Below are 24,306 nucleotides of genomic sequence, written 5' to 3'. Positions count from 1 at the left end.
TTGGTACGCGGGCCGCTGTGTCTACAAGGGTGGCGCCTTCCACGGAAAATTGAACTTGCGTTTCACAGAGTGAGACGCGAGTATCGTTGCATGGACAACAGTAGCGGCGTCGGCGTTCTGGACAAGGCAGCCCTTGTCCTGAGCGCTCTGGAGTCCGGTCCGGCCACCCTCGCGGGCCTGGTCGCGGCGACCGGACTGGCACGACCCACGGCACATCGCCTCGCCGTGGCACTTGAACACCACCGTATGGTGGCGCGCGACATGCAGGGCCGCTTCATTCTCGGCCCCCGCCTCGCCGAGCTGGCCGCGGCCGCCGGTGAGGACCGCCTCCTCGCGACGGCGGGCCCGGTGCTCACGCACCTGCGTGACATCACGGGCGAGAGCGCGCAGCTCTACCGCCGCCAGGGCGACATGCGCATCTGCGTCGCCGCGGCCGAGCGCCTGTCCGGCCTGCGGGACACGGTCCCGGTCGGCTCCACGCTCACCATGAAGGCCGGCTCATCGGCCCAGATCCTGATGGCCTGGGAGGAGCCCGAGCGCCTGCACCGGGGCCTGCAGGGCGCCCGCTTCACCGCCACCGCGCTCTCCGGGGTACGACGCCGGGGCTGGGCCCAGTCGATCGGCGAGCGCGAGCCTGGCGTCGCGTCCGTCTCCGCGCCCGTGCGCGGCCCCTCCAACCGTGTCGTGGCCGCCGTCTCGGTCTCCGGACCGATCGAGCGTCTGACCCGCCACCCGGGCCGTATGCACGCCCAGGCGGTCATCGACGCCGCCGCCCGCCTCTCCGAGGCCCTGCGCCGCACCGGCTGACCTTCTTCTCGTACGCTCCGGGACCGGGCCCGCCTCAACGCCGCGGCAGACCCTCCCCCGGACGAGACAGATACGAGCTCACACGAGTGCGGGGCATGCCGGAGCACCCGGCATGCCCCGCCCCCTTTCCCCCTCAGCGATGCGCCAGCCTGTCCGCGGCACGGCGGCCGCGCTCCTCGACGCGCAGCACACCGGTGGCCTTCGCGAGCCCGAAGGGCGGCATGTCGGCGTAGATCGTCTCGTAGGAGCCCTTGGGCGTGATGTACGCCTCGTGCCAGATCCCCACGTGCTGCCGCACCTTCCCGGCGCGCTCCTTGCGGTTGATGACCGCCCACACCTTGTGATGGAACATGTCGGGCGCCGCCGCGTACGCGTAGAGCTTCTCCTTGGACTCCCAGTACTGGACGACGTAGTACGTCCGCGGGGAGGCGGTGAGCAGAAGGTGACCGAGCAGGCCGCGGCTCCTGTCCCTGGACAGTTCCCGGATCATGCGCGGCATGGCGAGGAGCACCGGCACCCACTGGTGCACCGCCCAGAAGTGGTTGATGCGCATCCCGATCAGCAGGACGACCGCGTCTCCCTCGGCCGCTGCGGTGGTACGGCCCGCGATGGGCTTGGCGAACATGGCGATCCCCTCCCGGAGAACACGCCTTGGATAACGTCACTATCCAACCGGGCGATGCTTAGATAGTGCCCTTATCCAAGGAGGGGCGCAAGAGATGCGGCTGGCGGAACTGAGCGAGCGCAGCGGGGTGTCCATCGCGACGATCAAGTACTACCTGCGCGAAGGGCTGTTGGCTCCGGGGCGCAGGATCGGCGCGACGACCGCCGACTACGACGAGGGTCATCTGCGCCGGCTGCGCCTGGTGCGCGCGCTGATCCAGGACGGCCAGGTCCCGGTGGCGACGACCCGGGAGGTTCTCGGGCACATCGACGACGACTCCCTCGGCCGCACGATCCGGCTGGGCGCGGCCCTGTGGGCGCTGCCGCAGCCGCCCGCACCGGACGAGGCGGACCCTTCCGTAACGGCCGCGCGCCGCGAGGTGGACGCGATGCTGCGGACGGTGGGCTGGGAGAGCGCGCGGGAGCTGAGCACCCTCTCCCCCGTGCACCGCGCGCTGGTGTCGGCGGTGGCCACGCTCATCCGGCTCGGCTATCCCGTCGATGCCGAACTCATGGTGTCCTACGCCCAGTTGATGTATCAGGCGGCCGTCCGGGACCTGGATTTCGTGGAGACGTTCCCGTCCGAGGAGGAGAAGGCGGAGGCGGCGGTGGTGGGAGCGGTGCTCTTCAAGCCGGTACTCGAGGCGATGCACCGACTGGCGCAGGAGGAGGAGTCGGCACGGCGGTACGGGATCGTGTGACGGTCGTACCCCAAGCCCCAAGCGGGATGGGCTCGTACGGTCATGAAGCGGGCCGGGAACGCCGAAGGGCCGCCACCGAAGTGAAGGCCCGTCGATCTCTGTACCCCCGACCGGATTCGAACCGGCGCTACCGCCTTGAGAGGGCGGCGTGCTAGGCCGCTACACAACGGGGGCAAGGATCACAAGTGATCCAGCTGGGCTACCAGGACTCGAACCTAGAACAACGGAACCAGAAACCGTCGTGTTGCCAATTACACCATAGCCCAATGGTGGTCTAGACCACCGAGTACCCCCGACCGGATTCGAACCGGCGCTACCGCCTTGAGAGGGCGGCGTGCTAGGCCGCTACACAACGGGGGCCCTAGCGATCCTGCATGAGAGTCAGCGGGTGCGACCCGGACTGTCCCCCTGGGAAGGATCTGTACCCCCGACCGGATTCGAACCGGCGCTACCGCCTTGAGAGGGCGGCGTGCTAGGCCGCTACACAACGGGGGCCTTGCAGAACTGGTGTCTGCGATGCAGATAAGCTCTGCGAGCTGGCCTACCAGGACTCGAACCTAGACTAACGGAACCAGAAACCGTCGTGCTGCCAATTACACCATAGGCCACTGAAACACAATCCCTTGCGGGGATCCTGTTCTAGCTTGCGCCTCCGGGTTTCCGGACCTTTCGGCCCGCTCTCCGGCGGCGCAGGAAGAACATTACCTGAAGGTGGACGGCGCTCCAAAACGGGTATCCGCGCCGAGGACAGCCGGGAGTTCGGCCAGTGAGGCGATCCGGTGCGGGCCCGCGGGTGGGCCGTCGCCGGCAGCGTGAGCACCGTCACGGTCGATCCAGACGGAGAGCAGTCCCGCGGCGGCGGCGCCCCGGCCGTCGATCTCCGGGTGGTCGCCGACGTACGCGACCCGGTGCGGGGGCAGACCGAGGGCGTCGCAGGCGGCGTGGAAGGCCTCGGCGGCGGGTTTGGAGACGCCGAGTTCGGCCGCGCACAGAACGGACTCGAAGCGGTCGTGCACGCCGAGGACACGCAGCTTGCGGTCCTGGACGAGCAGGCTGGAGTTGGACAGGACCGCGTGCCGGTGGCTGGCGACAAGGCTGTCCAAGGCAGGCAGTACGTCCGGGAAGAGGGTCCAGGCGGCTTCGTAGTGCGTGATGTACCGGTCGAACCAGGCGTCGGCCTCGGGGTCGCTGAGCTGCTCCCCCAGGAACACCCGGACCCGGTCCCTGCGCTGGCCCTGCCAGTCCGTCTCCCCCGCCGAGAACCTCGCCCACTGGGCGTCGGTGATCTCCCGCCAGCGGGCGAGGGCCGACTCGACGGACTCGTACCCCTCGAGCAGTCCCTCGGCCGCCAGATGCCCACGCATCCCGGCCCGGTCCGCGGCCGTGTAGTCGAAGATCGTGTCGTCGATGTCCCAGACCACGGCCTTGATACTCATGGACCGACCGTAACTCCGTGCGGGGGCCCGTGTCCGTCGCTCGCGCGAGGAACGCGACGCGAGAGGGGCGGCGTCCGAACCGGACGCCGCCCCTTCGCTGAGCGGTGTGGCTACAGCTTCGCCAGCGCCGCGTCGATGCGGGCTACCGTCTTCTCCTTGCCCAGGATCTCCAGGGACTCGAAGAGGGGGAGGCCGACCGTGCGGCCGGTGACGGCGACGCGGACCGGGGCCTGAGCCTTGCCGAGCTTGAGGCCGTGCTCCTCGCCGGCGGCCAGGACGGCGTTCTTCAGCGACTCGGGGCTCGTCCAGTCGGCCTCCAGCAGCTTCGCGCGGGCCGTGCTCAGCAGCTCGCTCGAGCCCTCCTTCATGGCCTTCGCCCAGGACGCCTCGTCGAAGACCGGCTCCGGCAGGAACAGGAAGTCGACGTTCTCCGTGATCTCGGAGAGGACCTTGACACGGGACTGCGCGTGCGGGGCGATCGCCTGCCACTTCGCCTCGTCGAAGTCCTCGGGCGCCCACGGGGCGAACGGGGCGCGCAGCCAGGGGGCGCAGCGCTCGGTGAAGTCCTTCACATCGAGCAGGCGGATGTGGTCGGCGTTGATGGCTTCGCACTTCTTGAGGTCGAAGCGGGCCGGGTTGGGGTTGACGTCCGCGATGTCGAAGGCGGCGACCATCTCGTCGATGCTGAAGATGTCGCGGTCCGCCGAGAGCGACCAGCCAAGCAGCGACAGGTAGTTGAGCAGGCCCTCGGGGAGGAAGCCGCGCTCCCTGTAGAGGTTGAGCGAGGCCTGCGGGTCGCGCTTGGAGAGCTTCTTGTTGCCCTCGCCCATCACATACGGGAGGTGCCCGAAGGCCGGGGTCTCCTTGGCGACGCCCAGCTCGATCAGCGCCTTGTAGAGGGCGACCTGGCGCGGGGTGGAGGAGAGCAGGTCCTCGCCGCGCAGGACGTGGGTGATCTCCATCAGGGCGTCGTCGACCGGGTTGACCAGCGTGTACAGGGGCGCGCCGTTGGCTCGTACGATCCCGTAGTCCGGCACGTTCTCCGGGAGGTACGTGATCTCGCCGCGGACCAGGTCCGTGAAGGTGATCGTCTCGTCGGGCATGCGGAAGCGGACGATGGGGGTCCGGCCCTCGGCCTCGTACGCGGCCTTCTGCTCGGCGGTCAGGTCGCGGCAGTGGCCGTCGTAGCCGGAGGGCTTGCCTGCGGCGCGGGCGGCGTCGCGGCGGGCGTCCAGCTCCTCCGTCGAGCAGTAGCAGTGGTACGCGTGGCCGGCGTCCAGCAGCTTCTGGGCGACGTCCTGGTAGATGTCCATGCGCTGCGACTGGCGGTACGGCGCGTGCGGGCCGCCTACCTCGGGGCCTTCGTCCCAGTCGAAGCCCAGCCAGCGCATCGAGTCGAGCAGCTGGTTGTACGACTCCTCGGAGTCGCGGGCCGCGTCGGTGTCCTCGATGCGGAAGACCAGAGTGCCTTCGTTGTGCCGGGCGAACGCCCAGTTGAACAGGGCGGTGCGGACCAGGCCCACATGGGGGTTGCCGGTCGGGGAGGGACAGAAACGTACGCGGACGGATCCGTTAGCCACGCTTGATCACCTTGTTGGTGAGAGTGCCGATGCCTTCGATGGTGACGGCGACCTCGTCGCCGACGTTCAGGGGGCCGACCCCAGCAGGGGTGCCCGTGAGGATCACGTCGCCGGGGAGCAGCGTCATGGCCTCGGTGATGTTGACGATCAGATCCTCGATGGAGTGGATCATCTCGCTGGTGCGGCCGAGCTGGCGCTGCTGCCCGTTGACCGTGAGCTGGATGGTGAGGTCGCTCGGGTCGAGGTCCGTCTCCACCCAGGGGCCGAGCGGGCAGGCGGTGTCGAAGCCCTTGGCCCGGGCCCACTGCTTCTCGCGCTTTTGGACATCGCGCGCGGTGATGTCGTTGGCGCAGGTAAAGCCGAGGATGACGTCCTTGACGCGCTCGCGCGGGACCTCGCGGCACATGCGGCCGATGACCACGGCCAGCTCGGCCTCGTGGTGCAGCTCGCTGGTGAAGGAGGGGTACTGGATCTCGTCGCCGGGGCCGATCACGGAGGTCGACGGCTTGAAGAAGGCGAACGGGGCGTCGGGCACCTCATTGCCGAGTTCCTTCGCGTGCTCCGCGTAGTTGCGGCCGAAGGCCACGACCTTGTTGGGCAGCACCGGCGGCAGCAGCCGCACCTTGCTCAGCGGGACCTTCGTACCGGAGAGCTCGAAGTCCGCGAACGGGATGCCCTTGATGATGTCGAGGACGAGCTCGTCCGGCTTGTCGCCCTCGACCGCGCCGAACGCGACGTTGCCGTCGATGGAGAATCTGGCGATGCGCACGGGATCGTTGCGCCCCTCACTGAGCTGGCTGGAGTCTGACGCTCCAGGCTAACGCGGCAAGGGGTGCGAGCTTCGCGTATATCGACCGGCCGGGCGTGAGCCTGCGGCGACCCGCGGTGCGTACTACTCCGCGACGGAGGCCGCGACCGGGGCTTCCATCAGGATGGTCCGGCAGGGGTTGGCGGTCTGGGCGGGGAGGTCGACCGAGTGCTCCGGCTGCTGCGGCGTCTCCAGCGCGTCGGCGTCCTCGAGGTGCGCCAGCGTCGTGCGCCGCGGGTTGGCTATGTTGCGGAACATCATCGTCGTCTTCACTGTTGTACTCGACCTTGTCGTCGCGGGCGCCGGGCGCGCCCAAGGGCCGCCGTATCGGCGCGGGTTGTCGGATTCGCCGTCGCTGTAAAGCGTCAGGCTAAACATTCAATTCCCGGGCGGAGCCGTGAAGAGGCCATGATCGCCATGTGAGTTTGCTCACTTACTACTAGGCAAATCGGTCAATTCAGACCCCCAACTCGACCCCACGAAACGGACATTGCTTCCCTGAAGCCAACATTCCGCTCCTGATCATGGCGACTGGGACACCCCACCCACCCCTTCCCCTCGTGGACATACGTCCGTTATGTACCAGATCGCTTTCTACATCTCGTGACGCAGCCCTCACTAGGTGTCACGGAGGTCACAGCCTGGTACTCGGGCCTTGTTGGAGATCCGGCACTGTGCTGGAATTCCACGGACCGCCGCGGGATGGAACCGGCGCGCAAGCGGCGCAACGCAGCGCCGAGTGGCGGCGGGAAAGGGGAGCCAGCGCCGGTCACTCACGACCACCAAGGGGCGCATCTGCGCTCCTGTACGACGCCGACACCGCCTCGCCGCTTTCGCGGAGGGGCGCCTGGTCCAGAGGTTGCGACGCTAGTGCAGGGACGTTTCAAGAGGGATGGCAGCGCTTCGGCGGAGCCGGAGCCGCACGGCGGGACTGGCCCGATGGCAGCCGGCTCCTCGCCCCAGCACGCCCAGAACCCGGGACCGGCAGCGGTCGGCGGCAGCGGTGAACACTCCGCTCGCCCCGGCGCGAAGGCCAAGGCTCCCGCCACCACGCCGGCCGCGAAGCCGAAGAGCCCCAGCGGCCCCGGCTCGCGAATAGCCCTGCGCAACTGGCGCATCTCCACGCGTCTGGTGTCGCTGCTCGCGCTCCCCGTGGTCGCCGCGACCTCGCTCGGTGCGCTCCGCATCAACGAGAACATGAACTCCATCCAGCAGCTCGACAACATGAAGCTGCTGACCGACATGACCAAGCAGGCGACCGAGCTCGCCGCCGCGCTCCAGAAGGAGCGCGACCAGTCGGCGGGCCCTCTCGCGCACGGCGCCCCGGCCACCGACTACACGGTCAAGGGCGTTCGCGATGCCACGGACGTCGCCAAGAAGCACTTCCTCTCGGATGTCCAGCAGGTCGACGACGCCACCGAGAGCGGCCAGCTCTCCGGCGTCCGGGAGAGCCTCGTCGGCCTCGCCACCGAGCTGTACAAGCTCAACAGCATCCGCAGCGACGCCTACGACGACCCCAAGAACTCGACGCAGACGGTCGAGGCGTACCACCGCCTCATCACCCAGCTCCTCGCGCTCTCGCAGGACATGGCCGAGGCCACCAGCAACCCGGACATGATCCAGCGCACCCGCGCGCTGTCGGCCTTCTCCTCGGCCAAGGAGTACGCCTCCCTCCAGCGCGCCGTCATCGCCGCCGCGCTGCCCGAGACCAAGAACACCTACGGCACGCTGTCCGAGAACGACCGGCAGTACGCGCTCTCCGCACAGGAGAGCCAGGAATCCGAGATCAGCGGCTTCAAGGACATCTACGGCGCCGGCTACGCGGAGCTCCTCAAGCCGATCGAGGGCGACAACCCGACCATCCAGTCCGCCGACGAGTACGCCAAGCGCGTGCTGGCCGGTCCGAACGCTCTCAAGACGCAGAGCAAGCGCTCGTACAAGGACTGGGTCGACGACGACTCCGCCAAGATCGAGCAGATGTCGAAGATCGAGACCACGCTGCTCGGCCAGATGGAGCAGAAGGCCCGTCAGCTGCGCAACGAGTCCGAGAGCCAAGCGATCCTCTCGGGTGCGCTGATCCTGCTCGTCCTCGGTGTCTCGCTCGTCGGCGCCTTCGTGGTGGCCCGCTCCATGATTCGCTCGCTGCGCCGCCTCCAGGACACCGCGACCAAGGTCGCCCAGGACCGGCTGCCCGAGCTGGTCAAGCAGCTCTCCGAGTCGGACCCGCAGGACGTGGACACCTCCGTCGAGTCGGTCGGTGTGCACTCCCGGGACGAGATCGGCCAGGTGGCCGCGGCCTTCGACGACGTGCACCGCGAGGCCGTACGACTGGCCGCCGAGCAGGCCCTCCTGCGAGGCAACGTCAACGCGATGTTCACCAACCTCTCGCGCCGCTCCCAGGGCCTCATCCAGCGTCAGCTCTCGCTCATCTCCGAGCTGGAGTCCCGCGAGGCCGACCCGGACCAGCTGTCCTCGCTGTTCAAGCTCGACCACCTCGCGACCCGCATGCGCCGTAACGGTGAGAACCTCCTCGTGCTCGCCGGTGAAGAGCCCGGCCGCCGCTGGACCCGCCCGGTCCCGCTGGTCGACGTGCTCCGCGCCGCCGCGTCCGAGGTGGAGCAGTACGAGCGCATCGAGCTGGCCTCCGTGCCGACCACCGAGGTCGCCGGCCGCGTCGTCAACGACCTCGTGCACCTGCTCGCCGAGCTGCTCGAGAACGCCACCTCGTTCTCCTCGCCGCAGACCAAGGTCAAGGTCACCGGTCACGCGCTGCCCGACGGGCGTGTGCTGATCGAGATCCACGACACCGGTATCGGCCTCTCGCCCGAGGACCTCGCGGCGATCAACGAGCGGCTCGCCTCGCCGCCCACCGTGGACGTCTCCGTCTCCCGCCGCATGGGCCTGTTCGTGGTCGGCCGGCTGTCGCAGCGCCACGGCATCCGCATCCAGCTTCGCCCGTCCGACTCCGGTGGTACGACCGCCCTGGTCATGCTTCCCGTCGATGTCGCCCAGGGAAAGAAGGCTCCGGGCAAGCCGGGCCAGGGCGCCCCGGTCGCCGGTGGTCCGGCCGCCGCGCAGGCCTCCGCCGGTGTCGCCGCGGCCCGCCGGGGCAACGGCTCGGGCGGCCCCTCGCTCGGTGCCGGTGCCCCCACAGGTGGCGCCGGACGCGTCGGCGCCCCGCCACAGCGTGGGCAGGTCGGCGCGGGACAGGGTCCGCGGGCCGCGCTGCCCGGAAGCAACCAGGGCGGCCCCTCGCTGCCGGGCGGCAACCAGGGCGGTCGCCCGGGTGCTCCTGGCGGAGCGCGCGGGCCGCAGGGTCCGGGTGCCGGGCAGCAGGGCAGGCCGGCTCCGGCCGGTGCCGGTGCCTTCGGGCAGAGCTCGCCGGGTGCCCCGCAGGGCCTCCAGGCCGCTGGGACCGGTGGTGCGCCGCAGGGCTTCGGTGACGGACCCGGTACGCGTCAGAACACGTTCGGCGAGGGACCGGGTGCCCGTCAGGGCAGCTTCGGTGACAGTGGCCCCGCGGCCGCTCCTCCGCAGCAGCCGAAGGGCGGCAAGGGCAGCCGCCGCAGGCCGCAGCTTCCGGGGCGCGGTGGTCAGCGACCCGAGCTGCCCGGCGGCAACCCCGGCTCCCGCGCGCCGAGTTGGAGCGACGACAACGCGCAGCCGCCGGTGCCGCGCGCGTCCCTCGACACCCCGCGCGGTCACGAGGAGCCCGACGCCACCTCGCGCATGCCGCGGATCGACGACCGTCAGGGCCCCGGATCCACCTCCGAGTTCGCCCGTCCCGACTTCGACGCTCCGCGCCCCGGCGCGGGTGCGCCGCAGAACACCGGCCAGAACACCGGGCAGTTCGTCCGCCCGGACGTGTTCGGCCCGGGGAGTTCCTCCCCGGCCGGCCAGAACCCGTCCAGCACGGGCCAGTTCGCCACTCAGGGCTACGGCGCCTCCCAGGATCCGTCGTCCACCGGGCAGTTCGCCCGGCCGGGCTACGGCAACGGCCAGGACCCCTCGTCCACCGGCCAGTTCGCCACCCCGGGCTACGACAACCACCAGGACCCGTCCTCCACCGGGCAGTACGAGCGTCCGCAGCAGCGGCCCGTGCGTCCGCAGGAGCCCGAGGCCCTGCCGCCGGCGTCGGGCCCCGGCGACGGACGTACGCCGCTGTACGACACGCTGGAGACCAACTGGTTCCACGGTCAGGCGAACGGCGGTGCTCAGCACAACGGCTCCCAGCCTTCGCCGGCGGCCCCGCAGCAGCCGCCGCAGGCTCCCTCGGCTCCGCAACGGCCGGCCGCCGCACCGGCCCCCACAGCACCCGCCTCTTGGCGCACCTCGCCGAACGACGACCTCGTCCGGCAGGCAGAACGCGTCCGTCAACCGTCGGCGGGCGGGGTCACCACCTCAGGCCTGCCGCGCCGCGTCCCGCGAGCCAATCTCGTCGCGGGCACGGCACAGCAGCAACAGCACCAAAGCGGTCCGCAGGTCTCGCGTGCGCCCGATGACGTACGCGGTCGGCTGACCAATCTCCGTAGGGGCATTCAGCAAGGTCGACAGGCCGCTCCCAACGGCCAGACCGGCAGCTTCCCCAGCCCCACTCACCAGCAGGAGCGTTAGTTGAGCCCGATGAGCCAGGCGGCACAGAACCTCAACTGGTTGATCACCAACTTTGTGGACAACACCCCCGGGGTGTCCCACACCGTCGTCGTATCCGCCGACGGACTCCTTCTGGCGATGTCCGAAGGCTTCCCCCGCGACCGCGCCGACCAGCTCGCGGCCGTCGCCTCCGGGCTCACCTCGCTGACCGCCGGGGCCTCCCGGATCTTCGAGGGCGGCACGGTGGCCCAGACGGTCGTGGAGATGGAGCGCGGCTTCCTCTTCCTCATGTCCATCTCGGACGGATCGTCCCTGGCGGTCCTCTCCCACCCGGACTGCGACATCGGCCTCGTCGGCTACGAGATGGCGCTGCTCGTCGACCGTGCGGGCGCCGTCCTCACCCCGGACCTGCGCGCCGAACTCCAGGGCAGTCTGCTCCACTGACGACCCCCGGTTCTACCGACTGCACGAAATCACCGTCCGGCCGCCACAATCCCCCCACCGGCCCCAACAGACGGCACGACTGACCGACTTGCTGTCCCGCCCGGAGGATTCATGACCCCGCCCACCGCCTCTCATGATCCGTACGCACATACGTACGAGGACGAGGGCGACCAGCCGCTGGTACGTCCGTACGCGATGACCGGCGGCCGGACCCGGCCGCGCTACCAGCTCGCCATCGAGGCACTGATCAGCACCACGGCCGACCCGGCGCAGCTGATGGGGCTGCTCCCCGAGCACCAGCGGATCTGCCACCTCTGCCGTGAGGTGAAGTCTGTCGCCGAAGTGTCGGCGCTCCTGTCCATGCCGCTGGGTGTGGCACGGATTCTCGTCGCGGACCTCGCGGAGGCCGGACTCGTCGCCATCCACCAGCCGGGTGGCGACGAGAGCAACGGCGGCGCGCCGGACGTGACTTTGCTCGAAAGGGTGCTCAGTGGACTTCGCAAGCTCTGACGGAGGCCGGGCGACCACCTCCGCGAAGATCGTGGTGGCGGGCGGCTTCGGCGTCGGCAAGACCACCTTCGTGGGCGCCGTCTCCGAGATCAACCCGCTGCGCACGGAGGCCGTCATGACGTCCGCGTCCGCGGGCATCGACGACCTCACCCACACCGGGGACAAGACCACCACCACGGTGGCCATGGACTTCGGGCGCATCACCCTGGACCAGGACCTGATCCTGTACCTCTTCGGTACGCCGGGTCAGGACCGCTTCTGGTTCATGTGGGACGACCTGGTCCGCGGCGCCATCGGCGCGGTGGTCCTGGTGGACACCCGCCGGCTCGCCGACTGCTTCCCCGCGGTCGACTACTTCGAGAACTCCGGTCTGCCGTTCGTCATCGCCCTCAACGGCTTCGACGGGCACCAGCCGTACAACCCCGAGGAAGTTCGCGAGGCGCTCCAGATCGGTCCGGACGCCCCGATCATCACGACGGACGCCCGGCACCGTGCGGATGCGAAGAGTGCGCTGATCACGCTGGTCGAGCACGCGCTCATGGCACGCCTGCGGTAGCACCCAAGTCGTCAGCTTCGTACGGAAGTTGTCGTAGACGCATTGGAGCCGGCTGTGTCGTTTGACACGGTCGGCCACAGTGTTCATAACGTTTCGACAGAGAATTTCACTGGCGCAGACACGCATCGCGGTCGTCCGGTACCGCTGCGCTCACAAAAGCCCCGCCTTTTGGCGGGGCTCGCTCTTTATGACCGTTTTATCTGGGGCTTGCGCCACTCGGAATCATGGGTTCCGAGTGTTTGGAAGGGCGCCGCCTGACGTGCTGGAATGCGCTGAACTGCCCAGTAGTCAAGGGCGCTGGACATACCGCGGCACAACGTAGGTGCCGACGCCGAGAGGTTGTTGGTCGAGTGAGGCGAAGCAATAACGGTCCCGAGCCGTCGGCACGGGGCAACTTCACCCCGCCGCCGCGCGGAGCGGCGCCCGCACACATGCCCGGCCCGGAGCCCACGGCGGCGCCCGCGCCGAGCGGCGGTCGCCTCTCCCCGCGCAACTGGCGCGTGCCGACCAGGCTGAACGCGATTCTGCTCATACCCGTGGCGGTCGGCCTTGTGATGGGCGGCTTCCAGGTGAAGAGCTCGATCGACACCTGGCAGCAGGCTCAGGACGCCGAGAAGACGGCGCGCCTGGTGCAGGCCGCCCTCAACTACGGCGACAAGCTGTTCGTCGAGCGCGACGTCACCGCCGCACCGCTGCTGAGCGGCGCCGGCCAGAAGAACGCGACCGTCGTCAACGCCCGCAAGGCCACGGACGCCGCCGCCGACACCTTCGACGAGGCCGCCCAGAACATGCCGAAGACGGCGGGCCTGGAACGCCGCCTCGCCATCTTCCGCAAGGTCGAGCCCGGTCTGGACTCCCTGCGCAAGATCGCGTACACCTCCAAGCTCCACGGCGTGCAGACCGAAGAGGGCTATCTCCAGATCCAGCACCCGCTGATGGAGTTCGCCAACGAACTCGGTCTGGGCACCGGAAACATCACCAGCTACGGCCGTACGGTCTACGCGATCTCGCTCTCCAAGGCCGCGCTGTCGCTGGAGCGGTCCATCGGCATGCACATGCTGATCAAGCCCGGCCCGGGCGCCGGCAGCCTCGCCAGCCAGCGCGTCGCCCTCTCCTCGTACGCCTACCTCGAGGGCATCGCCGTCGAGGAGTACATCGGTGGTGGCACCGAGGCCGACGCGACGAAGCTGGACGCGGCCAAGGCGAAGATCAAGACCGACCTGACGGACAAGGCAAAGCAGGCCGCCGCCGCCAACCCGGCCTACGTGCCGCCGCCGTCCGACACCACCGTGATGGTCTCGGCCCTCGCGACGCTCCCCTCCCCGCAGCAGACCGCGCTCGACGGGCTCGCCGCGAAGGGCATCACCGAGCAGAACTGGTGGGCGGTCAACACCGCGAAGTACGACGCCTACCGCCAGATCGAGTCGGACCTCGCCGACAAGGCGGTGGCCGAGGCCGCGGACATCTCCGACAGTGCCAAGACCGACGCCTTCACCACCGGCGCCGTCGTCGTCGTCGCCCTGCTCGCCGCGTTCATCCTGGCCGGCATGGTGGCGCGCCAGATGAGCCGCTCGATGCGCCAGCTGCGCAACGCGGCCTTCAGCGTCGCCGAGCAGCGTCTGCCGATGCTGGTCGACCAGCTCTCGCGCACCGATCCGGGCCGCGTGGACACCCGTGTCCAGCCCATCCCGATCACCACCACGGACGAGATCGGCGAAGTCGCCCGCGCCTTCGACCAGGTCCACCGCGAGGCCGTACGACTGGCCGCCGAGCAGGCTCTCCTGCGGGGCAACATCAACGCGATCTTCACCAACCTCTCGCGCCGCAACCAGTCGCTGATCGAGGGCCAGCTGACCCTGATCACCGACCTGGAGAACAACGAGGCCGACCCGGACCAGCTGGAGAACCTCTTCCGCCTGGACCACCTCGCGACCCGAATGCGCCGCAACGGCGAGAACCTCCTGGTCCTCGCCGGCGAGGAGCCGGGCCGCCGCTGGGACCAGCCGGTCCCGCTGGTCGACGTCCTGCGCGCCGCCTCCTCCGAGGTGGAGCAGTACGAGCGCATCGAGCTGTCCGGCGTACCGGAGGCCGAGATCCACGGCCGCGCCGTGACCGACCTCGTGCACCTGCTCGCCGAGCTCCTTGAGAACGCCACCACGTTCTCCTCACCCCAGACAAAGGTCCGCGTCACCGCGACCCGTCTCCCGGACGGCCGCATCATGGTCGAGATCCACGACAAGGGAATCGGGCTCACCGCCGAGGACTTCGCGGACATCAACCACAAGCTGGCCAACCCGCCGACCGTGGACGCCGCGATCTCGCAGCGCATGGGCCTGTTCGTGGTCGGCCGGCTGTCCGACCGGCACGGCATCCGCGTCCAGCTGCGCCCCTCGGGCGAGCAGGCCGGTACGACCTCCCTGGTCATGCTTCCCGACGCGATCACCCACGGTGGTGGCGGCGGCGAACAGCAGCTGCAGCGTGACGAGTTCACCGTCTCGCAGATCATCCCGGAGCAGCAGCAGTCGTTCCAGGGCGAGGACTTCGGGGGCCAGCAGCCGCTGCGTACGGCCGCCGAACTCGGCTTCGACGACAGCCGCTACACCGAGGTCCCCGACGACATCCGCGAGCTGGACCCGGTGGGCCGCTCCCTGATGCGCGAGGAGCGCCGTGCGGCCCTGGAGGCCCAGGCACAGGGCCCGGACGCCATCGAGGCCCCGCGCTACCAGGACGACTTCGACGGCCGTCAGCCCGCGTACGACAACGGACAGCCGTCGTACGACGGCGCCCCCGGGTACGACAACGGGCAGGGCGGGTACCAGGAGCAGCAGACGGGGTACGACCGGCAGACCGCGTACGAGGAGCCCCAGCAGCCGACGTACGACGAGACGTACTTCCCGTCCAGCGGCGGTTACCCGGAGCCCTCGTATGCGGAGCCGGTCCAGGAGGAGCACTCGGGAGCCCGGGGCGCCGCCTCGGAGACGTTCTCCGCCTTCCAGGAGCCGTCCTACCAGGACGACTGGCCGCAGCAGGGCTCGTACCAGGGCGGGTATCGATCCGATTACGCTCCGGAAGCGGAATCCGCACAGGCCGCTGACGTGAGTGAGCAGGACCGCGTAGGCTTCACCCGTCCGGGACCGGCTGCCTCCGCCACCCACGCGCTGACCGACGCCGGGCTGCCCCGCCGCGGATCCCCCGCGAGCGGCAGTGCCAACGGCAACAGCCGGCGTCCGGTGGACCAGGGCGTCCAGGCACCGCCCGCGGCCACCGAGAGCAACGGCACCGACGACTGGCGCTCGTCCAACGACGACCGCTGGCAGCGCGCCGAGCAGCTCAAGAAGCCCAAGGCGGGCGGGGTCACCTCGTCCGGCCTGCCGCGGCGGGTGCCCAAGGCCAACCTGGTCGAGGGAACCGCGGAATCGACCCCACAGGGCGGCCCCCAGGTCTCCCGCGCTCCCGAGGACGTGCGGGGCAGGCTGAGCAACCTGCGCCGCGGCGTGCAGCGGGGGCGCAATGCAGGTAGTGACACGAACGGTCAGGGCTTCGGTCCTGACAGCACCTACAACCAGGAGCGTTAGTGTGAGCCCGATGAGCCAGGCGGCACAGAACCTGAACTGGTTGATCACCAATTTCGTGGACAACACCCCCGGGGTGTCGCACACGGTGGTGGTCTCCGCCGACGGACTCCTTCTGGCGATGTCCGAAGGCTTTCCCCGTGACCGCGCCGACCAGCTGGCGGCCGTCGCGTCCGGTCTGACCTCGTTGACCGCGGGTGCCTCCCGCATCTTCGAGGGCGGCAGTGTGAACCAGACAGTTGTGGAGATGGAGCGAGGATTCCTCTTCATCATGTCCGTTTCCGATGGTTCGTCGCTCGCGGTCCTCGCACATCCGGAGGCGGACATCGGCCTCATTGGGTATGAGATGGCCCTTCTGGTGGACCGTGCCGGTACGGTCCTGACACCCGACCTTCGAGCGGAGCTCCAGGGGAGCCTTCTCAACTAACAGTCAGACGGTGCGTTTTGGCGTCCCGTGGCCGTAAGGTTTCGGGACGCGGTCCCACAGTGATGGGTGCCCGGCACAGTCGGAGGAGGAGAAAGTGGCAACACCCCCAGGCGGTTCGTCTTCGGGCAACTGGTCGTACGGCCCCGGCCAGGGGCAGGGCGGCCAGGGTGACGGTTCGCAGAACCCGAACCGATACAACTTCCCCTCCGCGCCGAGCCACCGACGGCAGCCGTACGCGCCTCAGGGCCCCCAGGGTCCCGGTCCGTCACCGTACGACCAGCCTCCGGCGCCGCGTATCCAGCCTGTGCAGCCGCAGCGACGCACCCCCGAGCCGGCGCCGGCCGGGTCGTCGAACAACCCTCTGGTGCGCCCGTACGCCATGACGGGCGGCCGCACCAGGCCCCGCTACCAGCTCGCCATCGAGGCACTGGTGCACACCACCGCGCAGCCGCACCAGATGCAGGGCCAGTTGCCCGAACATCAGCGGATCTGCAACCTCTGCCGCGAGATCAAGTCGGTGGCCGAAATCTCGGCGCTGCTGACGATCCCTCTCGGCGTGGCCAGGATTCTCGTCGCCGACTTGGCGGAGGCGGGCCTGGTCGCCATCCATCAGCCCGGCGGCGACGAAAACGCCGGCGGCCAGCCAGACGTGACTTTGCTCGAAAGGGTGCTCAGTGGACTTCGCAAGCTCTAGCGGAGGGCCTTCCCGCTCCACCACGTCCGCGAAGATCGTGGTGGCGGGCGGCTTCGGCGTGGGCAAGACCACGTTCGTCGGCGCCGTCTCGGAGATCAACCCGCTGCGTACCGAGGCCGTCATGACGTCCGCGTCCGCGGGCATCGACGACCTCACGCACACCGGAGACAAGACGACGACCACCGTCGCCATGGACTTCGGCCGCATCACCCTGGACCAGGACCTGATCCTCTACCTGTTCGGCACCCCCGGTCAGGACCGCTTCTGGTTCATGTGGGACGACCTGGTCCGCGGCGCCATCGGCGCCGTCGTCCTGGTGGACACCCGCCGCCTCGCCGACTGCTTCCCCGCGGTCGACTACTTCGAGAACTCGGGTCTCCCCTTCGTCATCGCCCTCAACGGCTTCGACGGCAACCAGCCGTACAACCCGGACGAGGTCCGCGAGGCGCTCCAGATCGGCCCCGACACCCCGATCATCACGACGGACGCCCGCCACCGCGCGGACGCCAAGTCGTCGCTGATCACGCTCGTCGAGCACGCCCTGATGGCGCGCCTGCGCTAGCGGCACCGCACTTTGAGGCAGCGGCCCTCGTTTCTCCCCAGGGAGAAGCGGGGGCCGTTGTCCGTGGGTCACACACCACGGCCCCGCCCTCCACCAGGAGAACGGGGCCGTGAGTCAGCTCAAACCCTCAGTGCCAGCTGTGCGGCGCCCGGAACCCGGGCTCCCGCTCCAGGCGGCGCCAGCCGGCCTTGGCGCGGCCGCGGTGGGCCGGGGCATCGGCGGGGGCGGAGGCGGCGCGAGCGAGGAGGATCGCCGTGATGGCGGCTACTTCCTCGGGCTCTGCGTGGCCCTTCTCAACGCGAATGTCAGGGGTGGTCATAGGTGTCAGTCTCCGTGAGAGAGGTTTCCGCAGGGGTACTGCGGAGGATCCGCGGGGTTACTGCGGAGGGTTGCCGTGCTTGCGGGAGGGCAGGTCCGCGTGCTTGGTGTGCAGCATCGCGAGCGACTTGATCAGCACCTCGCGGGTTTCGGCGGGGTCGATGACATCGTCGACAAGGCCCCGCTCAGCGGCGTAGTACGGGTGCATGAGCTCGGACTTGTACTCCTTGACCATGCGGACCCGCATGGCCTCGGGGTCCTCGGCCTCGGCGATCTGCCGACGGAAGATGACGTTGGCGGCACCTTCCGCACCCATCACGGCGATCTCGTTCGTCGGCCAGGCGAAGGTGAGGTCGGCACCGATGGACTGGCTGTCCATGACGATGTACGCACCTCCGTACGCCTTGCGCAGGATCAGCGAGATCCTCGGGACGGTCGCGTTGCAGTAGGCGTAGAGGAGTTTCGCGCCGTGCCGGATGATCCCGCCGTGCTCCTGGTCGACCCCCGGGAGGAACCCGGGAACGTCCAACAGCGTGACGATCGGAACGTTAAAAGCGTCACACATCTGGACAAAGCGCGCAGCTTTTTCGGAGGCCTCGATGTCGAGGACACCGGCGAGGCTCTGCGGCTGGTTGGCCACGATGCCGACGACCTGGCCGTCCAGGCGAGCCAGCGCGCAGATGATGTTGCGGGCCCAGCGCTCGTGGACCTCGAGGTAGTCCCCGTCGTCGACGAGTTCCTCGATGACCTTCGCCATGTCGTAAGGGCGGTTGCCGTCCGCGGGGACCAGATCCAGCAGGACGTCCGAGCGGCGGTCCGCCGGGTCCTCGGAGGCGACGCGCGGCGGGTTCTCGCGGTTGTTCTGCGGCAGCATCGACAGGAGGTAGCGCACCTCGGCGATGCAGGTCTCCTCGTCGTCGTACGCGAAGTGGCACACGCCCGACGTCTCCGCGTGCACGTCCGCGCCGCCCAGGCCGTTCTGGGTGATCTCCTCGCCCGTCACCGCCTTGACCACGTCCGGGCCCGTGATGAACATCTGCGAGGTCTCGCGGACCATGAAGACGAAGTCCGTGAGGGCGGGCGAGTAGGCAGCGCCGCCGGCGCACGGGCCGAGCATCACCGAGATCTGCGGGATGACCCCGCTCGCCTTGGTGTTGCGCTGGAAGATGCCGCCGTATCCGGCGAGGGCGGAGACGCCCTCCTGGATACGGGCGCCCGCGCCGTCGTTCAGTGACACCAGCGGGGCGCCGGCCGCGATGGCCATGTCCATGATCTTGTGAATCTTCGTGGCGTGGGCCTCGCCCAGGGCGCCGCCGAAGATGCGGAAGTCGTGCGCGTACACGAAGACCGTGCGGCCCTCCACCGTGCCCCAGCCGGTGATGACACCGTCGGTGTACGGCTTCTTGGCCTCCAGGCCGAACCCGGTCGCCCGGTGCCGGCGCAACTGCTCGACCTCCTGGAACGAGCCCGCGTCCAGCAGCAGCTCGATGCGCTCCCGGGCGGTCAGCTTGCCCTTGGCGTGCTGCGCCTCGGTCGCCTTCTCGCTGGGACCCCGCAGCGCCTCCGCACGGATCGCGTGCAGTTCGGCCACACGCCCGCGCGCGTCCGTGGGTTCGCCAGTGGCGCTCGTGGAGTCTGTCGGGCCGGCCTCGTCCAAAACGGTCATGTAGCGACCTTACGAAGTCCGCCAAGGAAAGGGGGCCGTCGACTCCGTACAGTCTCCGGCCCGTTTTCCTGGTGCACCTGAACAGAACCATCACCCCGTGCAGGCGATCTGACTGCTCAGAGGGCCTTCGGCTTGTAGAGGTCACACAAACCCGTCAGCTGAGAGTCACCTCACATTCATGAGTGGCGCATGCCATCCCTGGAGTGACACGGACCCTCAGTCGGCGGCCTGTCCCGACCACCTCGACCGTCGGATCGGCGCTCAGGACGGAGCGCACAGGCCGGTCCCAGACGATCTCCACCGGCTCCCCGGTGCGCGGCGGCTCGCTCACGCAGAGCGTAGCGGTACGCCCCCGATGCCGGACGAGCACACTCGCTCCCGCCGACGCGCTCAGCGGGCCCGCCGTTCCGGCCTCCCAGAAGTTCGCTGCCGTGAGGCCGAGTGAGCGCACGCGCACCGCCTGGCGCCGGGCGTCGTTGGCGAGGACGCGGAGCCAGTCGCGGTCCGCCGCACGGGCCGCGACGGCACGGCGCGAGGCACCGGGCATCAGGAGATAGGCGTACGACGCCCCGCTCGGGTCCATGCCGTGGTCGAGCCAGAGCGTCTGCCAGCGCCGGGTGCGCCGCTCGCTGGTGCTGGTGGTGTTGATGTCGGACCAGGCGCCGGTGCGGTCCTCGCGAAGGCTGCGCAGGGCCGACGTACCGCTGGGAAACACCCACCCGCCGTGCCCCTCGAGGTGCGCCCATCCGCGCTCCAGGGTGAAGACCTCGGTGCCGCCCTCGCCCAGGTTGCGGTTGTCGACCACCGTCTCGACGGGCACACCGTCGGCGGCCGTGATCCCGGCGCCCAGGCAGATGAGGGAATCCGCCGTGCAGAACCACGACTTGCGGGCCTCGAGAGAGGATCCCAGCCCCTTGAGGTGCTGTCCCACGGCCGCGTACGTGCCGTCCGTCGTGCCACCGACCCACCGCACGGCGGGCTTGGGCTCGCCCCACTCACCGCCCTCCTTGTCGGCGAGCCGCTTGGTGGACCCGGTCGTTCCGGGCAGCCGGTACCAGTCGACCGTCGGCCAGAACCAGTCCGTGTACTGCTCCGAGTGCCCCTCGGCCCACCACAGCGTCATCCCGGCGCCGGTGTGCCAGCCGCGCGGGTTCTCGCCGTTGCCGCACTCGTAGTACGCGATCCGCTCGGAGGCCATGGAGAGGCCCGCGGTGAACCCGGGGCCACGGTGCACGGCGCGGTCCATGGCGGCGAACAGGCGGTGCCCTGCGGGTTCGGGGGCGGGCTCGGTGGCGGAGTCGGCGATGGCGTGCAGCCGCGCCAGATCGGCGACCCCGAACTGGGGGGCCGTGAGGCTCGGAGTCACCGTGTCCCGCTCGATCCACCCCTTGATCAGCCCGTGCCAACGCTGCCGCTCCGGCGCGCTCGCCCCCTCGGCCAGCAGCGCGATCGCGGCGATCAGCCCCTGCCCGTGGAAGTGGTCGCCGCGCAGCACGTGCAGGTCGTCGCTCTTCAGGTAACCCCGGCTGATGGCCCGCCCGTTGACACTGTCCATCACCAGACCGTCGTGCAGGAGGGGCGCGTACGCGCCCTCCACGCTGTCGAGGACGATCTGCCGGTTCGGGTCGGTCACCTCCCAGGCGGACCCGGCGAGCAGCGCGAACAGCCGCCCGAGTCCGTCCAGCATGACCTGCCCGTACGTCCCCGAGTACGCGACCCAGGTGTGCTGCACGAACGAGCCGTCCGCGTACAGCCCGTCCCCCGTCGTCACATACGGGAAGACGGGCGAGAGCGCGTCCCGGGCGAGCGCGATCCTGTCGGGCGCCCGGCCGAGGATGCCCCGCAGCGCGACGGACCGGCACAGGTCGACGCGGTTGGCGCCGGTGGAGGTGCCGGAGTAGTCACGGAGCATGGCGTCGGGGATGAAGTGGTCGACGGCGGCGCAGGCGGCGGCGGTTCGCCTGTCGGTGAGGTGGTCGTACAGGGCCGCCACGATGTCCAACAGGAGACGGGGGCTGCCGATCTGCCACTCCCACCAGTTGCCGTAACGGGTGATGGAGGGGTTGTAGACCGTGGCGGAGAGATGGTCGAGGCCGCTGATCACGGCGGTGAGGAGGGACTCGTCCCCGGTCGAGCCGGTGCCCTCCTGGACGTACGCCTGGGTCATCGTCCACAACCTGCTGTAGCTCTGGGTGATGCCCGAGGGCGGGTCGAAGGGGTGGCCCGGCCAGAGGGAGACGGCGGTCGGGGCCATGGTCGCGCTGAGGGCTCGGGCGAGTTCGCCGGTCTCACGGAGGCGGGAGGCGTACAGCTCGACCGTGGGGTCGTAGTCGGCACCCAGGGCGAGAGTGAGCCAGCGCTTCCGGAGGGCGGCGTACGCGTCGGCGGCGTCCGCGGGGGGTGCCGCGGCCGCCACCAGGGCGGCCGCGAGCAGGAAGGCGCGCCGGGTGGACGGCATGCCTAGCAGCCGCCGCAGTTGTAGTAGAGGACGTCCCAGTGGCTGCCCTCGTCGGCGTAGATGTTGCCGGAGCCGGACTTGTACTGCGGGGCGCCGTCGCCGCGCAGGCCTATGTAGGTGAAGTTGTTCTTGATGTAGCCGGTGACGCAGGTGTTCTTGGCGTAGTCGAGCTTGTAGCCGTTCCAGTGCGAGTACGTGCCGCTCGCGTGGCCGGTCTCGGTGCCGCCGGTGATGTTCAGGGCGCACCCGCCGGCCCGCTTGAGCGTCTGGGCGCCCTGAGCGGTGGCGAGGTTGAGCTGCTCGAAGGACGTACACGTGGGGTTGTTGCGGTCGGAGCAGTTGCCGGACGAGGACCAGGTGATGCCGACCTCGCGGAACATCGAGGTCGCCGTGGCGTGACTGATCTTGGTGACGGCGAAGGCGTCGGTGGCGGTGCCGACGACGGCGAGGCCGGGGGCGACGACGAGGGCGAGGGCGGTCGCGGCGGAGCGGAGCTTCATGGGGACCCTTCCTGCGGACTAGCGTGCTTCCTACGGGGCAGCTGTGCAGGTGGTGCAGGGAGATGGTGCCCGAGCTCTACGCGCGTCCGCCAGAGGGCGGTACAGATGAACCCACCGTAACGTCGTAGACACGCTACGGATGATGTTGAAACTTGAACGGAATAGCGCTACGGTGCTCCTTGTTAGCATCGTTGAAGATTCAACAGCTTCGCAGCGCGGCTTCGGCAAGGAAGCCGCGACCCGTCCCCCTAGGAGCACGCCATGGGCATCTTCGGCCGCAAGAACACCACCGACACGACCGAGTCCTCCGCCGCTGCGGCGCCCGCCGCCGTCAACCCCGACCTGGCCGCGCTGACCGGCGACTACACGATCGACCCCGCACACACGACGATCGGCTTCGTCGCGCGCCACGCGATGGTGACGAACGTCAAGGGCAAGTTCAACGACGTCGCGGGCACGCTGCACCTGGACGGCACCGACCCCTCCAAGTCGACGGCGTCCCTCGACATCAAGATGGAGAGCATCGACACCGGGTCCGCCGACCGCGACGGCCACCTCAAGAGCGCCGACTTCTTCAAGATCGACGAGTTCCCGATGATGACCTTCCGGTCCACCAAGGCGGAGGCCCTGGGCGGCGACGACTACCGGATCACCGGCGACCTGGAGATCCTCGGCACGACCAAGCCGCTCAGCATCGACCTGGAGTTCAACGGCGCCGCGAAGGACCCGTTCGGCAACGAGCGCGTGGGCTTCGAGGGCAAGGCCGAGATCCTGCGTTCCGAGTGGGGCATCACCTGGAACGCGGCGCTGGAGACCGGCGGCGTCCTCGTCTCCGACAAGATCAAGCTGAACTTCGACATCTCGGCGATCAAGAACGCCGGCTGACGCCCTTACGTCCCGACTGACCGGCTGACACCCTTACGCCCCGACTGAAGCGCGCGCGCCCTCCGACTCCCCGTACCGGAGGGCGGGCGCTTCGGCATGTCCGGATCCGGATCCGGCAAGCGGCACACCCGGAATCGCCCCGCGTCGTCGCGTTCGCGGAGTCGGCGCAGGGATTCCTCCCGAGGAGGGTCCACGTAGACCACCAGGTCGTAGTAGGTGGGCGAGTTCGGGGCGGGCGGTGTAGACGCCCCTCGACCACGATGACGCCGGAGCGGGACACGACGTGGCTCTCGTTCGGCGCCGGCTCCCCTCGCTCCCAGTCGTAGCGCCGGTAGGCAGCGTCGAGGCCGGCGGCGAGCGGGGCGAGCACCTCCTCGCGCAGGCGCTGCCAGTCGAAGTAGCAGCGGTAACCCTCCGCGGGACTCAGCCGGGCGCGCTCCGCGCAGTCCATCGGGCGGTAGAAGTCGTCGCCGTGCACCACCTCGGCACCGCGAAGCCCGCCCAGGGCCGCGGCCAGGGTCGACTTGCCGGAACCGCCCATGCCGTCGAGGGCGACCAGGGCGAATCCGCCGTTCCTGCGGGCGTCCACCGCGGCGGCGACCTGCTCGGCACCAGTGGAGATCACCATGCCGGCCTTCTGCCCGGCCTCACCTGGCGTCGTACTCGACTCGCGCCTCGTCGACCTTGTCCAGGTTGACCGCCGCCCACTCGGTGAGGGTCGCGAAGAGGGGGGCCAGGCTGCGGCCCAGTTCGCTGATCTCGTACTCCACGCGCGGCGGGACCTCGGGGTGGTACGTGCGCACGACCAGCCCGTCGCGTTCCAGCTGGCGCAGCCGCTGGGTCAGCACCTTGGGGGTGATCTTGGTGATACGGCGTTCCAGCTCCACGAAGCGCTGCCGGCCGTATTCGTTCAGCGCCCAGAGGATGGGCGTGGTCCAGCGGCTGAAGACGATGTCGACGACCGGGGCGATCGGGCAGGCCACTTCCGGGTCGACCTCGACGGCGCCGCGCGGCGCGAGTGTGGCGTCGGTCACGATGAGCCTTCCTCTCCATTACTTTCCTCTAGGTACCTACTATGCATGCGCCTGTAGCTTTCTTTTTGTCCACAAGGAAACGTGACACAGGG

22 protein-coding genes and 5 tRNA genes are annotated in these 24,306 nt (G+C 69.4%); 11 read left to right on the top strand and 16 right to left on the bottom strand.

From position 1 onward, the window contains the following. The first annotated feature begins 90 nt into the window (after positions 1-90). Positions 91-807 (top strand): IclR family transcriptional regulator NdgR, encoded by a 717-nt coding sequence (gene ndgR, locus AB0D27_RS21030; RefSeq protein ID WP_007384919.1) that lies wholly within the window; start codon positions 91-93, stop codon positions 805-807. A 133-nt stretch (positions 808-940) separates the two neighbouring features. Here ndgR and AB0D27_RS21025 read toward each other — a convergent pair whose 3' ends face one another. Next, on the bottom strand, positions 941-1,432 hold the full coding sequence (locus tag AB0D27_RS21025) for a DUF4188 domain-containing protein (RefSeq protein ID WP_362510751.1): 492 nt from the start codon (positions 1,430-1,432) through the stop codon (positions 941-943). A 94-nt stretch (positions 1,433-1,526) separates the two neighbouring features. On the opposite strand from AB0D27_RS21025, the gene AB0D27_RS21020 reads away from it, so the two are divergent. Further along, positions 1,527-2,171: a MerR family transcriptional regulator gene (locus AB0D27_RS21020; protein WP_362510748.1), complete on the top strand. Its 645-nt coding sequence runs from the start codon at positions 1,527-1,529 to the stop codon at positions 2,169-2,171. Between the two features lie 101 nt (positions 2,172-2,272). On the opposite strand, the gene AB0D27_RS21015 is transcribed toward AB0D27_RS21020, so the two are convergent. From AB0D27_RS21015 to AB0D27_RS20975, 9 genes are all read right to left on the bottom strand, one after another. Then, a tRNA-Glu gene (locus tag AB0D27_RS21015) sits at positions 2,273-2,345 on the bottom strand. A gap of 20 nt (positions 2,346-2,365) precedes the next feature. Then, a tRNA-Gln gene (locus AB0D27_RS21010) sits at positions 2,366-2,437 on the bottom strand. 21 nt (positions 2,438-2,458) lie between these two features. Next, positions 2,459-2,531, bottom strand: a tRNA-Glu gene (locus AB0D27_RS21005). A 62-nt stretch (positions 2,532-2,593) separates the two neighbouring features. After that, positions 2,594-2,666 (bottom strand) — tRNA-Glu (locus AB0D27_RS21000). Between the two features lie 41 nt (positions 2,667-2,707). Further along, positions 2,708-2,779: transfer RNA gene (locus AB0D27_RS20995), tRNA-Gln, on the bottom strand. Between the two features lie 93 nt (positions 2,780-2,872). After that, entirely contained in the window at positions 2,873-3,607 is a 735-nt protein-coding gene (locus AB0D27_RS20990; RefSeq protein ID WP_362510745.1) for an HAD family hydrolase, read from the bottom strand. A gap of 110 nt (positions 3,608-3,717) precedes the next feature. Next, entirely contained in the window at positions 3,718-5,187 is a 1,470-nt protein-coding gene (gene gltX / locus AB0D27_RS20985) for a glutamate--tRNA ligase (protein WP_362510742.1), read from the bottom strand. Beyond that, the gene (locus AB0D27_RS20980; RefSeq protein ID WP_362510738.1) at positions 5,180-5,956 is read right to left on the bottom strand and encodes a fumarylacetoacetate hydrolase family protein; all 777 of its coding nucleotides are present in this window, start codon (positions 5,954-5,956) and stop codon (positions 5,180-5,182) included. The genes gltX and AB0D27_RS20980 overlap by 8 nt, the downstream gene beginning before the upstream one ends. Before the next feature lie 123 nt (positions 5,957-6,079). Next, positions 6,080-6,268 (bottom strand): hypothetical protein, encoded by a 189-nt coding sequence (locus tag AB0D27_RS20975; protein WP_362510735.1) that lies wholly within the window; start codon positions 6,266-6,268, stop codon positions 6,080-6,082. Positions 6,269-6,865: 597 nt separating this feature from the next. On the opposite strand from AB0D27_RS20975, the gene AB0D27_RS20970 reads away from it, so the two are divergent. From AB0D27_RS20970 to AB0D27_RS20935, 8 genes are all read left to right on the top strand, one after another. Next, positions 6,866-10,609 carry a nitrate- and nitrite sensing domain-containing protein gene (locus tag AB0D27_RS20970; RefSeq protein WP_362510732.1) on the top strand — a complete coding sequence of 1,248 codons (3,744 nt, stop codon included), beginning with the start codon at positions 6,866-6,868 and terminating at the stop codon, positions 10,607-10,609. 9 nt (positions 10,610-10,618) lie between these two features. Further along, complete coding sequence (locus tag AB0D27_RS20965; RefSeq protein ID WP_055520031.1) at positions 10,619-11,032, top strand: roadblock/LC7 domain-containing protein; 414 nt, start codon at positions 10,619-10,621, stop codon at positions 11,030-11,032. Positions 11,033-11,143: 111 nt separating this feature from the next. After that, on the top strand, positions 11,144-11,542 hold the full coding sequence (locus AB0D27_RS20960; protein WP_362510729.1) for a DUF742 domain-containing protein: 399 nt from the start codon (positions 11,144-11,146) through the stop codon (positions 11,540-11,542). Beyond that, the gene (locus tag AB0D27_RS20955) at positions 11,523-12,098 is read left to right on the top strand and encodes an ATP/GTP-binding protein (RefSeq protein WP_028802395.1); all 576 of its coding nucleotides are present in this window, start codon (positions 11,523-11,525) and stop codon (positions 12,096-12,098) included. Before AB0D27_RS20960 ends, AB0D27_RS20955 begins: the two co-directional genes overlap by 20 nt. Before the next feature lie 350 nt (positions 12,099-12,448). Further along, complete coding sequence (locus AB0D27_RS20950; protein WP_362510726.1) at positions 12,449-15,673, top strand: nitrate- and nitrite sensing domain-containing protein; 3,225 nt, start codon at positions 12,449-12,451, stop codon at positions 15,671-15,673. Between the two features lie 10 nt (positions 15,674-15,683). Then, positions 15,684-16,097 (top strand): roadblock/LC7 domain-containing protein, encoded by a 414-nt coding sequence (locus AB0D27_RS20945; protein WP_005479603.1) that lies wholly within the window; start codon positions 15,684-15,686, stop codon positions 16,095-16,097. A gap of 94 nt (positions 16,098-16,191) precedes the next feature. Next, complete coding sequence (locus AB0D27_RS20940) at positions 16,192-16,791, top strand: DUF742 domain-containing protein (protein ID WP_362510723.1); 600 nt, start codon at positions 16,192-16,194, stop codon at positions 16,789-16,791. Continuing rightward, positions 16,772-17,353, top strand: coding sequence for an ATP/GTP-binding protein (locus tag AB0D27_RS20935; protein ID WP_362510720.1), 582 nt, complete (start codon positions 16,772-16,774; stop codon positions 17,351-17,353). The genes AB0D27_RS20940 and AB0D27_RS20935 overlap by 20 nt, the downstream gene beginning before the upstream one ends. A 127-nt stretch (positions 17,354-17,480) precedes the next feature. On the opposite strand, the gene AB0D27_RS20930 is transcribed toward AB0D27_RS20935, so the two are convergent. From AB0D27_RS20930 to AB0D27_RS20915, 4 genes are all read right to left on the bottom strand, one after another. After that, positions 17,481-17,672: an acyl-CoA carboxylase subunit epsilon gene (locus AB0D27_RS20930; RefSeq protein ID WP_362510717.1), complete on the bottom strand. Its 192-nt coding sequence runs from the start codon at positions 17,670-17,672 to the stop codon at positions 17,481-17,483. 57 nt (positions 17,673-17,729) lie between these two features. Beyond that, the gene (locus AB0D27_RS20925) at positions 17,730-19,337 is read right to left on the bottom strand and encodes an acyl-CoA carboxylase subunit beta (RefSeq protein WP_362510714.1); all 1,608 of its coding nucleotides are present in this window, start codon (positions 19,335-19,337) and stop codon (positions 17,730-17,732) included. A gap of 154 nt (positions 19,338-19,491) precedes the next feature. Beyond that, positions 19,492-21,795 (bottom strand): polysaccharide lyase 8 family protein, encoded by a 2,304-nt coding sequence (locus tag AB0D27_RS20920; protein ID WP_362510711.1) that lies wholly within the window; start codon positions 21,793-21,795, stop codon positions 19,492-19,494. Between the two features lie 2 nt (positions 21,796-21,797). Beyond that, positions 21,798-22,295, bottom strand: coding sequence for a hypothetical protein (locus AB0D27_RS20915; RefSeq protein WP_362510708.1), 498 nt, complete (start codon positions 22,293-22,295; stop codon positions 21,798-21,800). Between the two features lie 261 nt (positions 22,296-22,556). On the opposite strand from AB0D27_RS20915, the gene AB0D27_RS20910 reads away from it, so the two are divergent. Then, complete coding sequence (locus AB0D27_RS20910; protein WP_362510705.1) at positions 22,557-23,180, top strand: YceI family protein; 624 nt, start codon at positions 22,557-22,559, stop codon at positions 23,178-23,180. Here AB0D27_RS20910 and AB0D27_RS20905 read toward each other — a convergent pair. Both AB0D27_RS20905 and AB0D27_RS20900 read right to left on the bottom strand, forming a co-directional pair. Further along, positions 23,164-23,808, bottom strand: a complete 645-nt coding sequence (locus AB0D27_RS20905) for a hypothetical protein (RefSeq protein ID WP_362510702.1) — start codon at positions 23,806-23,808, stop codon at positions 23,164-23,166. The two genes, AB0D27_RS20910 and AB0D27_RS20905, sit on opposite strands and share 17 nt — an antisense overlap. 19 nt (positions 23,809-23,827) lie before the next feature. Next, positions 23,828-24,214: a helix-turn-helix domain-containing protein gene (locus tag AB0D27_RS20900; RefSeq protein ID WP_362510699.1), complete on the bottom strand. Its 387-nt coding sequence runs from the start codon at positions 24,212-24,214 to the stop codon at positions 23,828-23,830. Between the last annotated feature and the right edge of the window lie 92 nt (positions 24,215-24,306).

This window comes from Streptomyces sp. NPDC048415 (genome assembly GCF_040651675.1).
GTDB lineage: Bacteria > Actinomycetota > Actinomycetes > Streptomycetales > Streptomycetaceae > Streptomyces.
Note: the sequence above shows the minus strand (reverse complement) of the source record. Positions and strands in the feature narration are given on the sequence as shown.

Excerpts from the sequence above, each read along its gene's own strand:
- ndgR (WP_007384919.1), top strand. The coding sequence starts at position 91 with ATGGACAACAGTAGCGGCGTCGGCGTTCTGGACAAGGCAGCCCTTGTC.
- AB0D27_RS21025 (WP_362510751.1), bottom strand. The coding sequence starts at position 1,432 with ATGTTCGCCAAGCCCATCGCGGGCCGTACCACCGCAGCGGCCGAGGGA.
- AB0D27_RS21020 (WP_362510748.1), top strand. The coding sequence starts at position 1,527 with ATGCGGCTGGCGGAACTGAGCGAGCGCAGCGGGGTGTCCATCGCGACG.
- AB0D27_RS20990 (WP_362510745.1), bottom strand. The coding sequence starts at position 3,607 with ATGAGTATCAAGGCCGTGGTCTGGGACATCGACGACACGATCTTCGAC.
- AB0D27_RS20965 (WP_055520031.1), top strand. The coding sequence starts at position 10,619 with ATGAGCCAGGCGGCACAGAACCTCAACTGGTTGATCACCAACTTTGTG.
- AB0D27_RS20960 (WP_362510729.1), top strand. The coding sequence starts at position 11,144 with ATGACCCCGCCCACCGCCTCTCATGATCCGTACGCACATACGTACGAG.
- AB0D27_RS20945 (WP_005479603.1), top strand. The coding sequence starts at position 15,684 with ATGAGCCAGGCGGCACAGAACCTGAACTGGTTGATCACCAATTTCGTG.
- AB0D27_RS20930 (WP_362510717.1), bottom strand. The coding sequence starts at position 17,672 with ATGACCACCCCTGACATTCGCGTTGAGAAGGGCCACGCAGAGCCCGAG.
- AB0D27_RS20925 (WP_362510714.1), bottom strand. The coding sequence starts at position 19,337 with ATGACCGTTTTGGACGAGGCCGGCCCGACAGACTCCACGAGCGCCACT.
- AB0D27_RS20920 (WP_362510711.1), bottom strand. The coding sequence starts at position 21,795 with ATGCCGTCCACCCGGCGCGCCTTCCTGCTCGCGGCCGCCCTGGTGGCG.
- AB0D27_RS20915 (WP_362510708.1), bottom strand. The coding sequence starts at position 22,295 with ATGAAGCTCCGCTCCGCCGCGACCGCCCTCGCCCTCGTCGTCGCCCCC.
- AB0D27_RS20910 (WP_362510705.1), top strand. The coding sequence starts at position 22,557 with ATGGGCATCTTCGGCCGCAAGAACACCACCGACACGACCGAGTCCTCC.
- AB0D27_RS20905 (WP_362510702.1), bottom strand. The coding sequence starts at position 23,808 with ATGGTGATCTCCACTGGTGCCGAGCAGGTCGCCGCCGCGGTGGACGCC.